Below are 13,266 nucleotides of genomic sequence, written 5' to 3'. Positions count from 1 at the left end.
CGAAAACCCAAGCCTGTTCCAAGGCGTTTTGTTGCTTTAAAGGGCTTGTTTTTGATATGATCAGTATTATATGACTTAACGGAGAAATATGTGGAGGTGGATCAGATGTCACGAATTTCAATAGAAGAAGTAAAGCACGTTGCGCACCTTGCGAGACTTGCGATTACAGAAGAAGAAGCAAAAATGTTCACTGAACAGCTTGACAGCATCATTTCATTTGCCGAGGAGCTTAAGAAGGTTAACACAGACAATGTAGAGCCTACAACTCACGTGCTTCAAATGAAAAATGTCATGAGAGAAGATGAAGCGGGTAAAGGCCTTCCGGTTGAGGACGTTATGAAAAATGCGCCTGACCATAAAGACGGCTATATTCGTGTGCCATCAATTCTGGACTAAAGGAGGGACACAAGAATGTCATTATTTGACCATAAAATCACAGAATTAAAACAGCTCATACATAAAAAAGAGATTAAGATTTCTGATCTGGTTGACGAATCTTATAAACGCATCCAAGCGGTTGATGATAAGGTACAAGCCTTTTTGGCATTAGATGAAGAAAGAGCGCGAGCGTACGCCAAGGAGCTTGATGAAGCGGTTGACGGCCGTTCTGAGCACGGTCTTCTTTTTGGTATGCCGATCGGCGTAAAAGATAATATCGTAACAAAAGGGCTGCGCACAACATGCTCGAGCAAAATTCTCGAAAACTTTGATCCGATTTACGATGCTACTGTTGTTCAGCGCCTTCAAGATGCTGAAGCAGTCACAATCGGAAAATTGAACATGGACGAATTCGCCATGGGCTCATCTACCGAAAACTCAGCTTACAAGCTGACGAAAAACCCTTGGAACTTGGATACAGTTCCCGGCGGTTCAAGCGGCGGTTCAGCGGCTGCGGTTGCTGCGGGAGAAGTTCCGTTTTCTCTTGGATCTGACACAGGCGGCTCCATCCGCCAGCCGGCATCCTTCTGCGGCGTTGTCGGATTAAAGCCAACATACGGACGTGTACCCCGTTACGGCTTGGTCGCATTTGCCTCATCATTAGACCAAATCGGGCCGATTACTCGCACGGTTGAGGACAACGCATTTTTGCTTCAAGCGATTTCCGGCGCAGACAAAATGGACGCCACAAGCGCAAATGTGGATGTTCCTGATTTTCTTTCTTCATTAACTGGCGATATTAAAGGACTGAAAATCGCGGTTCCGAAAGAGTATCTCGGTGAAGGTGTCGGCAAAGAAGCGAGAGAATCTGTTCTTGCCGCGCTGAAAGTTCTTGAAGGCCTCGGCGCTACATGGGAAGAAGTGTCTCTTCCGCACAGCAAATATGCGCTTGCGACATATTACCTGCTGTCATCATCTGAAGCGTCAGCCAACCTTGCACGCTTTGACGGCATCCGCTACGGCTACCGCACAGACAACGCGGACAACCTGATCGACCTTTACAAGCAAACGCGCGCTGAAGGTTTCGGAAATGAAGTCAAACGCCGCATCATGCTCGGAACGTTCGCTTTAAGCTCAGGCTACTACGATGCGTACTACAAAAAGGCGCAAAAAGTGCGTACGTTGATTAAGAAAGACTTCGAAGACGTATTTGAGAAATATGATGTGATTGTCGGACCGACGACACCGACACCTGCGTTTAAAATCGGTGAAAACACGAAAGATCCGCTCACAATGTACGCAAACGATATCTTAACGATTCCGGTCAACCTTGCCGGCGTACCGGGAATCAGCGTGCCATGCGGTTTAGCAGACGGACTTCCGCTCGGCCTGCAAATCATCGGAAAACACTTTGATGAAAGCACTGTATACCGCGTTGCTCATGCTTTTGAACAAGCGACAGACCATCATAAAGCAAAACCTGAACTGTAAGGGGTGAAAAGAATTGAACTTTGAAACGGTAATCGGACTTGAAGTCCACGTCGAGTTAAAAACAAAATCAAAAATTTTCTCAAGCTCTCCAACGCCATTCGGCGCGGAGGCGAATACACAGACAAGCGTCATTGACCTCGGATACCCGGGCGTCCTGCCTGTTCTGAACAAAGAAGCCGTTGAATTCGCAATGAAAGCCGCTATGGCGCTCAACTGTGAGGTCGCAACAGATACGAAGTTTGACCGCAAAAACTATTTCTATCCGGACAACCCGAAAGCGTACCAAATTTCTCAATTTGATAAGCCAATCGGCGAAAACGGCTGGATCGAAATTGAAGTCGACGGAAAAACAAAACGCATCGGCATCACACGTCTTCACCTTGAAGAAGATGCCGGAAAACTGACGCATACAGGCGACGGCTATTCGCTTGTTGACTACAACCGCCAGGGAACGCCGCTAGTTGAGATCGTATCAGAGCCGGATATCCGTACGCCGGAAGAAGCGTACGCGTATCTTGAAAAACTGAAGTCCATCATCCAATACACAGGCGTTTCTGACTGTAAAATGGAAGAAGGCTCGCTTCGCTGTGATGCCAATATCTCTCTTCGTCCGATCGGCCAAGAGGAATTCGGCACAAAAACAGAATTGAAAAACTTGAACTCCTTCGCGTTTGTTCAAAAAGGCCTTGAGCATGAAGAAAAACGCCAGGAGCAGGTTCTTCTCTCCGGCGGCGTCATCCAGCAGGAAACACGCCGTTACGACGAAGCAACGAAGAAAACCATTCTTATGCGTGTCAAAGAGGGATCTGACGATTACCGTTACTTCCCGGAGCCAGACCTTGTCGAGCTCTACATTGACGATGAGTGGAAGGAGCGCGTAAAAGCAAGCATTCCTGAGCTTCCGGATGAGCGCCGCAAGCGTTACATTGAAGAGCTTGGCTTGCCTGCATATGACGCGATGGTTCTGACGCTGACAAAAGAAATGGCTGATTTCTTTGAAGAAACCGTTCAAAAAGGCGCTGAAGTTAAACAAGCGTCTAACTGGCTGATGGGTGAGGTATCAGCCTATCTGAACGCTGAGCAAAAAGAGCTTGCCGACGTTGCGCTGACACCTGAAGGCCTTGCCGGCATGATCAAATTGATTGAAAAAGGAACCATTTCTTCTAAGATCGCGAAGAAAGTGTTTAAGGAATTGATTGAAAAAGGCGGCGACGCTGAGAAGATTGTCAAAGAGAAAGGCCTCGTTCAGATTTCTGACGAAGGCGTGCTTCTAAAGCTTGTCACAGAGGCGCTTGACAACAATCCTCAATCAATCGAAGACTTTAAAAACGGGAAAGACCGTGCGATCGGTTTCCTTGTCGGACAGATTATGAAAGCGTCCAAAGGACAAGCCAACCCGCCGATGGTCAACAAAATCCTGCTTGAAGAAATTAAAAAACGCTAATATAAAAAAAGCAGCCTGCCTCTTGAGAGAGGGGGCTGCTTTTTTATGGTCAAATGGAGATGAAGACAGAGATCAGAGTCCGAAGCTTTTCAACTTCTTTGTCGGTGGTTCCGGTTAAATTGGACAGCATGCCTTTCATAATCGGCTTGCGCGGTTTATCCTGAGACAGTTCTTCCGCGATGACATCAAGCGACACGGTGATATCCTCGGGCAGCGTGCTGTTTTCTTTCACTTTCTGAATGTCCTCAAGCAGCTGTTCTTTGCCCGCGGGCATCAGTCTGAAAATGTCTTTTGGCACAATCGGATTGAGAGTTGAACGACTCAGTCCCTGTACAAGGTCATCCAGTCTTTCGATGATAAAGGCTGAGATTTCTTCTGCATCGATGCTGAGCTCACCGTTAAATATCATGACATTCATATAGGAATGCACAATGCCTCTTGCCATGATGGAAAGGTCTGCGACGTACCGTTCGATTCCCTCGCCATAAGACGCCAGCAAGGCGTTCCGGTACAGTTTATCCGTCTCCGCGGTTATTTTGTAAAAGTATTGCTTGATCTCTTGATTCTCCGGAATGATATTTTCGGTAAGCAAAAGAACAATAAAATCTCTATGATCCCGGAAATCTTCAAATTGAGCGCCGATTTGCTTTTTCAGCACTTCCTTAGGCGATTTTTCGGCGAGATCCTCTTCTATATGTTTCATTTTTTTCATAGACATGCCGATGTAATATTCGCAGGCTGATAACAGCAGCGCTTCTTTCGATTTGAAATGCAAATAAAAAGCGCCCTTCGAGATGTCGCATTCATTGGCGATTTCCTGGATTGTCGTAGCTGTGAATCCTTTTGTCGCAAATAAATGAATGCTGGTTTTTATGATTCTTTCTTTTTTTTCATTCATGACGTGCTTCCCCTTAATCCTTGAAAAATTTAGTAAAATTTTCTGGTATATGAGTTGACGTTGTTGCAATATAACGTTTAGTATTATATAGAATGACCAGTCAGTCAATAAAAAATGTAATGGAGGATATGATGAATCACGTTATTAATTTCGTTCTGAAAAACAAATTCGCCGTATGGCTGATGACGATTATTGTAACGGCAGCCGGATTGTATGCGGGTATGAATATGAAGCAAGAATCCATTCCTGACGTGAACATGCCTTACTTGACGATCAGCACCACATATCCGGGCGCGACGCCAAGCCAAGTGGCTGATGAGGTGACCAAACCGGTTGAACAAGCGGTGCAGAATCTGGACGGGGTCAGTGTTGTGACTTCGACCTCCTATGAAAACGCATCGTCGGTCATGATTGAATATGACTATGAGAAAGATATGGACAAAGCCAAAACAGAAGCGGCTGAGGCATTAGAAAACGCCAGCCTGCCTGATGACGCGAAGGATCCGGAAATTTCACGCTACAGCTTGAACTCCTTCCCGATTCTGACGCTGAGCGTGTCCAGCGATAAAGACAATCTGCAAGAGCTGACGAAAAAAGTGGAGGACAGCCTCGTTACGAAGCTTGAAGGTATAGAAGGCGTTGCTTCAGTCCAAGTATCAGGGCAGCAGGTTGAAGAAGTTGAATTTTCTTTCAAAGAAGACAAACTGAAAGATTACGGCCTTGATGAAGATACAGTCAAACAAGTGATTCAAGGTTCAGATGTGACAACTCCGCTTGGATTGTACACATTCGGAAATCAAGAGAAATCTGTCGTCGTCAGCGGCGATATTGAAACCATTAAAGATTTGAAGAATATGAGAATCCCGACGGCATCTGCTTCAAATGCAGGCAGCAGCGCGGCGTCTCAAGCGGCGGTCCAAAGTGCACAAGCGGCAACGCAGGCGCCGCAAAGCGCGAGCACAGATGTGCCGACGGTCAAGCTTTCTGACATTGCCACAATGAAAGATGTGAAAAAAGCTGAATCTGTTTCACGCACAAATGGCAAAAACAGCATCGGCATCAACGTCGTTAAAGCAAACGATGCGAATACAGTAGAGGTTGCAGACAATGTCAAAGATGAGTTGAAGCAGTTCAAAGAAGACCATAAAGGCTTCGATTACAGCGCAACACTTGACATGGCAGAGCCAATCACACAGTCAGTTGAAACGATGTTAAGCAAAGCCGTTTTCGGTGCTATTTTCGCGATTGTGATTATTCTCTTATTCTTAAGAGATATCAAATCAACATTAATTTCAATAATTTCTATTCCATTATCACTGCTGATCGCGCTTCTTGTGCTGAACCAGCTGGATATCACACTGAATATCATGACGCTAGGCGCAATGACCGTGGCCATCGGACGTGTAGTCGATGACTCGATCGTTGTTATTGAAAATATTTACCGCCGCATGAGACTCAAAGATGAACCGCTCCGCGGAAAAGCCTTGGTCCGTGAAGCGACGAAGGAAATGTTTAAACCGATCATGTCATCGACGATCGTGACAATCGCGGTGTTCCTGCCGCTCGCACTTGTAGGCGGACAAATCGGTGAATTGTTTCTTCCATTTGCTTTAACAATCGTATTTGCGCTTGCCGCATCCCTGTTGATTTCGATCACGCTTGTGCCGATGCTCGCGCACAGCCTGTTCAAAAAATCATTATCGGGCGCGCCGGTCAAAGCGAAAGAACATAAACCTAGCAGACTGGCAGGCTTCTATAAAAAAGTTCTGAACTGGGCGCTGAGCCACAAATGGATCACGTCTATCATCGCTGTTCTAATGCTGCTGGGAAGCTTGTTCCTCGTACCGTTAATCGGTGCCAGCTACCTGCCGTCCCAAGAAGAAAAAACGATGCAGCTCACATACAGCCCTGAGCCGGGGGAAACGAAAAAAGAAGCCGAAGCTGAAGCTGAAAAAGCGGAAAAAATTCTGCTTGACCGCAAGCATGTCGATACGGTCCAGTATTCATTAGGCTCTGGCAGCCCGCTTGCCGGAGGAGATTCAAACGGTGCGTTGTTCTATATCAAATATGAAAGCGACACGCCTGATTTTGATAAAGAAAAAGACAACGTGCTAAAGAAAATCCAAGATCAGTCAGATCGCGGAGAATGGAAGTCACAGGACTTCAGCTCTTCAGGCAATAACAATGAATTAACATATTATGTGTATGGCGATTCAGAAAACGATATTAAAGACACGGTCAAAGACATTGAAAAAATCATGAAAGATGAAAAGGATCTGAAAAACGTAAGCTCAGGCCTTTCAAGCACATATGATGAGTACACATTTGTCGCTGACCAAGAAAAATTAAGTAAACTCGGTTTAACCGCGTCTCAAATTTCTCAGGCCTTAATGACACAAACATCACAAGAGCCACTCACAACCGTGAAAAAAGACGGCAAAGAGCTTGATGTGAACATTAAGACGGAAAAAGACGAGTATAAGAGTGTGAAAGATTTAGAGAATAAAAAGATCACTTCTGCGACTGGCCAGGAAGTCAAAATCGGCGATGTCGCAAAAGTGAAAGAAGGATCAACATCTGATACGGTTTCAAAACGTGATGGAAAAGTCTATGCAGATGTCACAGGTGAAGTGACAACAGACAACGTCACAGCTGTATCAGCTAATGTCCAGAAGAAAATTGATAAGCTTGATCTTCCTGATAACGTATCAATTGATACAGGCGGCGTATCCGCAGATATTGCTGATTCCTTCACGAAGCTCGGTTTAGCGATGCTGGCCGCAATAGCGATCGTCTACCTCGTGCTTGTGATTACATTCGGCGGAGCCCTAGCGCCATTTGCGATTCTGTTCTCATTGCCGTTCACAGTCATCGGTGCCCTGGTCGGACTATATGTATCAGGTGAAACGATCAGTCTGAACGCAATGATCGGTATGCTCATGCTGATTGGTATCGTTGTTACGAATGCTATTGTCTTAATTGACCGCGTCATTCATAAGGAAGCGGAAGGACTGTCTACGAGAGAAGCGCTTCTAGAAGCCGGCTCTACACGACTCCGTCCGATCCTGATGACAGCCATTGCGACCATCGGCGCCTTGATTCCATTGGCACTCGGCTTCGAAGGCGGAAGCCAGGTCATTTCAAAAGGACTCGGCGTCACGGTTATCGGCGGTTTAATCAGTTCAACGCTTCTGACGCTCTTGATCGTGCCAATCGTATACGAAGTATTGGCGAAGTTCCGCAAGAAAAAACCGGGAACAGAAGAAGAGTAAAAATGTGAAAGCCTCAGCTCTGCTGAGGCTTTTGTGCGTTTTCACCTGTAAGATTATGTACATTTTGTTGCGATTTTTTTAACTCATAGTATAATTAAAGGTTGTTAGTGTAAAAATGGATCGGATACTCTTAAGTAGGATGATGAGATAATGAAACGTGCACGCATAATATACAATCCGACTTCAGGACGGGAGATCTTTAAAAAGCATCTGGCCCAGGTCCTGCAAAAATTTGAACAAGCCGGTTATGAAACCTCTACCCATGCCACAACATGCGCAGGAGACGCAACGCACGCCGCCAAGGAAGCGGCAATGCGTGAGTTTGACTTAATTGTTGCAGCGGGCGGAGACGGAACGATCAACGAGGTCGTCAACGGGCTTGCGCCTTTAGACAACCGTCCGACACTCGGTGTGATTCCTGTCGGCACAACGAACGACTTTGCCAGAGCGCTCAATATTCCGCGCGAGGATATTTTAAAAGCGGCAGATACGGTCATTAACGGCGCTGCCCGCCCAATTGATATCGGACAGGTCAACGGCCAGTATTTTATCAATATCGCCGGAGGAGGCCGCCTGACGGAGCTGACGTACGACGTGCCAAGCAAACTCAAAACGATGCTCGGCCAGCTTGCTTATTATTTAAAGGGAATGGAAATGCTGCCTTCACTTCGACCGACAGAAGTCGAGATTGAATATGACGGCAAGCTGTTTCAAGGTGAAATCATGCTGTTTTTGGTCACGCTGACAAATTCCGTCGGCGGGTTCGAAAAGCTCGCACCGGATTCCAGCCTGAATGACGGCATGTTTGATTTGATGATACTAAAGAAAGCAAACCTTGCTGAATTTATCAGAGTCGCAACGATGGCGCTCCGCGGCGAACACATCAACGACCAGCACATTATTTATACAAAAGCGAACCGCGTGAAAGTCAATGTATCAGAAAAGATGCAGCTGAACCTGGACGGCGAATACGGCGGCATGCTGCCGGGCGAATTCGTGAATCTGTACCGACACATTCACGTCATCATGCCGGAAGAGAAAGCGGAACAGCTGGATGACTAAAACTTGGCTTGAATAGGCCAAGTTTTTCTTTCGCTTAAAACTAGAGGTGATTATACATGAAAATGAAACCCCCAGTAGAAAAAAATGAATACTACGACGTGACATTTGAGGATTTGACCCACGAAGGAGCGGGCGTCGCAAAGGTGCAGGGCTTCCCGATCTTCGTGCCAAACGCCCTGCCGGAAGAAAAAGCCCAAATCAAAGTGACACGCGTCAAAAAAGGCTTCGCTTTCGGCCGCCTGATCGAGATGAAGGAAGAAAGCCCGCACAGAACGGATGCTCCTTGCCCGATCTACAAGCAATGCGGCGGCTGCCAGCTTCAGCACATGACCTACGAAGGCCAGCTCTTGTTTAAACAAAAACAAGTCAAAGACGTCTTAGAACGCATCGGCAAGCTGGACCTGTCAAACGTCACCGTGCACCCGACACTCGGAATGGAAGACCCATGGAACTACAGAAACAAAGCACAGGTGCCTGTAGGAGAACGGGAAGGCGGACTCGTCGCCGGATTTTATCAGCAAAGAAGCCATGACATCATCGACATGAGCGCCTGCCTGATCCAGCAATCCAAAAACGACGAAGCCGTCCAAGCCGTCAAAGACATTTGCGCAAACTACGGGGTCAAAGCCTACAACGAAGAACGCCACAAAGGCTGGCTCCGTCACATCATGGTCAGATACGGCGTCGTTACAGGCGAAATGATGATCGTCTTCATTACAAGAACGAACGACTTCCCGCACAAAGCAAAGATCATCGAAGACATCACAGCGCAATTCCCGCACGTTAAATCAATCGTGCAAAACATTAATCCGAACAAAACAAATGTGATCTTCGGCAACGAAACAAACGTCATCTGGGGCGAAGAATACATCTACGACCTCATCGGAGACGTCAAATTCGCCATCTCCGCCAGATCGTTCTACCAAGTCAATCCAGAGCAAACAAAAGTACTCTACGACAAAGCGCTTGAGTATGCGGAGCTGAAGGGCGAGGAAACCGTCATCGACGCCTACTGCGGCATCGGAACGATTTCTCTCTTCTTGGCGAAACAGGCGGAAAAAGTGTACGGCGTAGAGATTGTGCCAGAAGCAATTGAAGATGCGAAACGAAACGCTGAGCTCAACGGCATCACAAACGCAGAATTCGCGGTTGGAGAAGCGGAAACCGTGATTCCAAAGTGGTATGAAGAAGGCATCACGGCCGATACGCTAGTCGTCGACCCGCCAAGAAAAGGCTGCGACGAAGCCCTCCTGCGGACGATTGTGGAGATGAAACCGAAGCGGGTGGTGTACGTGTCCTGTAATCCTGGCACGCTTGCGAGAGACCTGCGGGTGCTTGAGGATGGCGGGTATGCGACGCTCGAAGTGCAGCCTGTGGATATGTTTCCGCATACGAATCATGTGGAGTGTGTGGCTGTGCTGGAACTTAGAGAAGGCAACTAACCCTTTGGGGTGGTTGCCTTTTTAATTGTTATAAATGGAATGACTAAAACATTTTAAATTTAAATCACTAATTTCAGATATATGCCATTCAAATGAGGTCACCATTTTGTGGATTTCGAACAGGAGTTTATCAACATCTTGAACATTGTTAAGATCAATGTGTTTACTCTTCTTTAGAAGTCTGTCCATATCGGTTAATAATACAGATAAGTCATTTAGATTGTCTTGTTGTTCTTTGAGTTCTTCAACAGGCAGTATATTTGTTTGACCATTGTTATTTATCTTTTCTAAGAGGTTTGCAATTTCTCTTAATTGGTTATACATTGCTTCCACCTATCTTGTTTTTTAAGTCTTTTCTTTTGTTTAATTCGTAGTGGCAGTGATAATCATAAACTTTGTCCACCGATTCAAAAAACGCCAGATCCTGATGTGTAATGTCCAGCAAATACTGATCCCCATATTTTAATTGAATAGCTCCGTTTATATAGTTAAAATCCAGATCGTGTCTTATTTTTCTTAGTTCATGGAAATGATCAGTAGATATGAAATAACTCTCGATCTTTTGCATATGAGAGTTTGAACATAAAACATTCTATCCTTTATCATCGTATTTCTTCAGAAAAAGAGACACAGCCTAAGCTGCGTCTTGTCCTTAACAAAGCGTTCCGTTTTCTGCAATCGTCATTTCCTTGTCAAAGATGGCTTTGTCTGCTAGGGAGTTCGTTGAATCGTTTGCAGCTTTGCTTGTCATGTTTCTGGAAGCCACGTTTACTTCATTTCCTAAGGCAGTACCGATAAAGCTTACACCGATCAAAGCAATTACAGCGCACAAAGTCAGTTTAAATTTCATACAAACAATCCCCTCTCTGAATTTGTTTGCGGGCATGAACCATCTTTTTGAAACAGATAACAGAATCATCCATCTGCCCAATTTCAGTATAAAACTTTGCGGCTAATAATGCCAACTCTTCCATATAAGGATATCCTTGGGATGTCTCTAATTTGTTGAAAACATTTAATAAAATGGACGCTTCTCCTTTTTTGATAAACAACGCCTGTAATCCTTCAAACATGATTTTAAAGAGGTCATCGTCGAATTTACATGCGAAGCGTACGCCTTTTCTGAAACAATCCATTGCTTGGCCTTGTTTATGTTGAAGAAAATAAATTAAGGCTAAATCGTGGTAAGCTTGTGTTAAGTTGTTGAAATTTGATTTTTTAAATTGGAGTATCGATTTCTCCATGTATTTTGCTGCTTTCGTCAATTCACCCATCTTAAGATAACAATTTCCGATATTGAATAAAGCTTGGCCGTAAATTCGCTTGTTTTTGCTTTCAAGCAGCCGTGCGCCTTTTAGTGCCTGTTCGAGGTGAGGGAGCGCCTTTTCATGACTTTCTAAATCGTCGTAGTTACCTGCGATCACAAAATGGCATTGTATGCGGCGGACTGAGTAAAGGTCGTGCGTTTTATAGATGTGATACGCCTGAGAAGAATAGTGCATGGATACGTGGGTTTGTTTCATATGATAAAACACTTCAGCCATTTTAAAATAAAATTCCGCCCGCTCAATTTCATCCGAAATATAAGGTATTGTGTTTTCCGCTTTTTGATACAATGTAATGGCAGTCAAGAAATTGCCTTGTTTGAATTCATACATTCCTTGAAAAAAGTAATAGTAGTGTTCAACGAGTTTCTCCATCTTCCTGTTGCTGCCTTCAATTCTCTTTAAATATTCTGATAACTTCATTTGGTTTCCTTCAGATGGAATCACATAGTCGATCATAAGCTGATGACGAAATGCAATGAGCTGATAGTAAATCAAGAGGTCTTGGTCTTCTTCCATGATATCAATGTCCCGTTCGATCTCAGCTTTAAGCATTTCAGCATCTGTCACATTAAACTTTTGGATATGTCGGTTCCACTCATTAATTTTCATCCCGACGTGCGGAGACGAAATCATGCCCAAACTCCTCACCCTTCCTCTTCTCACTAATTATGTAAATTTTATCAATACTGAAATTTAATAGGAAGGGGTTGAGAGACCGCAAAAGAAATTTTCGGTGCAGTCCGCAAATGGTAGTTTGGGTGTTTCGCGTTAGATTTGGTTTTATGGAAGTAGCACAATCTCAATTTTTGGACTTTGGGTTGCGGTTATTACGACTGAGCAGTTTCGTCGTACTCTTTTAGCAGTTTTTCTGTCTTATGCATTTCTTTGAGCATAGGATTCATGTAGTCGTTAGCTGATTCTAGGTATGCTCTTGTAAGAGTGTCTAATTTATTTCTAATTTTAGATAAGCCTTCTTCAAATTGTTCCTTAGATGAATGTTGGATAAAGGCTTTTGCTTCTATTAATTCTTTTCTAACTGTCAAGATGATGCTCCTTTTATAAAGTGAGATGAGATAAACCTAAAGCCCTCAATTAAGAGGGCTTTAGGTTTATTAAGCAGAGGTGAAAGGATACCAACCTTTACTACATTAAATTTTGAATTCATTTTCATCAATATCAAATTCAAACGGAATTTCGAGACTGTCCTTAAAATGATTAGGTTCATTTTGAGAATTATAAAAAATTAAGTGCCTCCGCCTGTCTCTGAATCCTGAGCATAGTACAAAAATTTCTCTCAGGGTTCTGGTATCATTTCGATAACGTTTTCAGCTATGCTTTTATATAATGCATTTAGTTTATTCACCAAAAAATACTCATCTTCCAGCATTGCTACTCCGGACAAAGCTCAAGCAAATCATGAAATAATGCCAGTTCTACCGTGACTTGGGGGCCGAATAAAGGCTCTGTTTTTATATCAAGATCACAAATGACTTCGTTCATTTCTTGGTAATCTAGTGCGTTATATCCCATATCTTTTAAAATTTGATTCACTTTTGTGTCAAATTCCTGTTGAGGCATAGAATACGTTTGTGTACTAAAACCATCTAGGATTGGAGTTGTTCTTTTTGGATCAATGTTTTCTAACTCAAATTCATGTTGTATGTAAAAGACAGGAGCCAACTTAGAAATCATTAATTTGCTGCTATAGCTTATATGAAAATCATTTTTTTCAAAGGGTTCAAATTCGAATCGAAATGTAGCAGAAGGCCAAATTTCATCCTCGTTTGTATTTTCATAACTTATTTTTTCTGTTTTTAAATAAGACTTTAATGACTCAGAGAGGATAATTTCTTGTTTACATAAAGATAGATACTCTTCTTGTGCAAACTCTTTATTGTAGAATTTATTAATGGCATCAGCAATCAATTTATCCATAAGGGTACCTCCAAAA

General features: G+C 44.0%; 10 protein-coding genes and 2 pseudogenes. 6 read left to right on the top strand and 6 right to left on the bottom strand.

The features are described 5' to 3' along the window. Nucleotides 1-105: 105 nt before the first annotated feature. Genes gatC through gatB form a run of 3 tightly spaced genes read left to right on the top strand, consistent with a single transcriptional unit; the run spans nucleotide 106 to nucleotide 3,313 of the window. Entirely contained in the window at nucleotides 106-396 is a 291-nt protein-coding gene (gene gatC / locus V6D41_RS15200) for an Asp-tRNA(Asn)/Glu-tRNA(Gln) amidotransferase subunit GatC (protein WP_333518769.1), read from the top strand. Between the two features lie 15 nt (nucleotides 397-411). Next, nucleotides 412-1,869: an Asp-tRNA(Asn)/Glu-tRNA(Gln) amidotransferase subunit GatA gene (gatA, locus tag V6D41_RS15195; protein ID WP_148963520.1), complete on the top strand. Its 1,458-nt coding sequence runs from the start codon at nucleotides 412-414 to the stop codon at nucleotides 1,867-1,869. A gap of 13 nt (nucleotides 1,870-1,882) precedes the next feature. After that, a complete protein-coding gene (gatB, locus tag V6D41_RS15190; protein ID WP_333518768.1) occupies nucleotides 1,883-3,313 on the top strand; it encodes an Asp-tRNA(Asn)/Glu-tRNA(Gln) amidotransferase subunit GatB in 1,431 nt (476 codons plus the stop codon). Nucleotides 3,314-3,346: 33 nt separating this feature from the next. Here the strand turns inward: gatB and V6D41_RS15185 are convergent. Further along, nucleotides 3,347-4,211 (bottom strand): annotated as a pseudogene (locus tag V6D41_RS15185) (TetR/AcrR family transcriptional regulator); the annotation flags it as partial. 131 nt (nucleotides 4,212-4,342) lie between these two features. Here V6D41_RS15185 and srfP point away from each other — a divergent pair. From srfP to rlmD, 3 genes are all read left to right on the top strand, one after another. Further along, entirely contained in the window at nucleotides 4,343-7,483 is a 3,141-nt protein-coding gene (gene srfP / locus V6D41_RS15180) for a surfactin resistance protein SrfP (RefSeq protein WP_333518767.1), read from the top strand. 150 nt (nucleotides 7,484-7,633) lie between these two features. Then, the gene (locus V6D41_RS15175) at nucleotides 7,634-8,545 is read left to right on the top strand and encodes a diacylglycerol kinase (RefSeq protein WP_333518766.1); all 912 of its coding nucleotides are present in this window, start codon (nucleotides 7,634-7,636) and stop codon (nucleotides 8,543-8,545) included. Nucleotides 8,546-8,601: 56 nt separating this feature from the next. Then, nucleotides 8,602-9,987: a 23S rRNA (uracil(1939)-C(5))-methyltransferase RlmD gene (rlmD, locus tag V6D41_RS15170; RefSeq protein ID WP_333518765.1), complete on the top strand. Its 1,386-nt coding sequence runs from the start codon at nucleotides 8,602-8,604 to the stop codon at nucleotides 9,985-9,987. Between the two features lie 21 nt (nucleotides 9,988-10,008). Here rlmD and V6D41_RS15165 read toward each other — a convergent pair whose 3' ends face one another. The 5 genes and pseudogenes from V6D41_RS15165 to V6D41_RS15145 form a co-directional block, all read right to left on the bottom strand. Then, nucleotides 10,009-10,311 (bottom strand): hypothetical protein, encoded by a 303-nt coding sequence (locus V6D41_RS15165; RefSeq protein WP_333518764.1) that lies wholly within the window; start codon nucleotides 10,309-10,311, stop codon nucleotides 10,009-10,011. Nucleotides 10,312-10,639: 328 nt separating this feature from the next. After that, nucleotides 10,640-10,837, bottom strand: coding sequence for a hypothetical protein (locus V6D41_RS15160; RefSeq protein ID WP_333518763.1), 198 nt, complete (start codon nucleotides 10,835-10,837; stop codon nucleotides 10,640-10,642). Beyond that, entirely contained in the window at nucleotides 10,827-11,948 is a 1,122-nt protein-coding gene (locus V6D41_RS15155; RefSeq protein ID WP_442893071.1) for a response regulator aspartate phosphatase, read from the bottom strand. The genes V6D41_RS15160 and V6D41_RS15155 overlap by 11 nt, the downstream gene beginning before the upstream one ends. A 194-nt stretch (nucleotides 11,949-12,142) precedes the next feature. Further along, nucleotides 12,143-12,340, bottom strand: a pseudogene (locus V6D41_RS15150) (hypothetical protein); the annotation flags it as partial. A gap of 364 nt (nucleotides 12,341-12,704) precedes the next feature. Next, on the bottom strand, nucleotides 12,705-13,250 hold the full coding sequence (locus V6D41_RS15145; protein WP_333518761.1) for a hypothetical protein: 546 nt from the start codon (nucleotides 13,248-13,250) through the stop codon (nucleotides 12,705-12,707). Nucleotides 13,251-13,266 lie beyond the last annotated feature (16 nt).

It is taken from the genome of Bacillus sp. 0102A (genome assembly GCF_036765155.1).
Taxonomy (GTDB): domain Bacteria; phylum Bacillota; class Bacilli; order Bacillales; family Bacillaceae; genus Bacillus; species Bacillus subtilis_G.
The sequence above is the reverse complement of the archived record's forward strand: the minus strand, read 5'-3'. Positions and strand labels throughout refer to the sequence as shown.

Bases quoted from the DNA above. Each gene is read 5' to 3' on its own strand.
- gatC (WP_333518769.1), top strand. From the start codon at position 106: ATGTCACGAATTTCAATAGAAGAAGTAAAGCACGTTGCGCACCTTGCG.
- gatA (WP_148963520.1), top strand. From the start codon at position 412: ATGTCATTATTTGACCATAAAATCACAGAATTAAAACAGCTCATACAT.
- srfP (WP_333518767.1), top strand. From the start codon at position 4,343: ATGAATCACGTTATTAATTTCGTTCTGAAAAACAAATTCGCCGTATGG.
- V6D41_RS15175 (WP_333518766.1), top strand. From the start codon at position 7,634: ATGAAACGTGCACGCATAATATACAATCCGACTTCAGGACGGGAGATC.
- rlmD (WP_333518765.1), top strand. From the start codon at position 8,602: ATGAAAATGAAACCCCCAGTAGAAAAAAATGAATACTACGACGTGACA.
- V6D41_RS15165 (WP_333518764.1), bottom strand. From the start codon at position 10,311: ATGTATAACCAATTAAGAGAAATTGCAAACCTCTTAGAAAAGATAAAT.
- V6D41_RS15160 (WP_333518763.1), bottom strand. From the start codon at position 10,837: ATGAAATTTAAACTGACTTTGTGCGCTGTAATTGCTTTGATCGGTGTA.
- V6D41_RS15155 (WP_442893071.1), bottom strand. From the start codon at position 11,948: ATGATTTCGTCTCCGCACGTCGGGATGAAAATTAATGAGTGGAACCGA.
- V6D41_RS15145 (WP_333518761.1), bottom strand. From the start codon at position 13,250: ATGGATAAATTGATTGCTGATGCCATTAATAAATTCTACAATAAAGAG.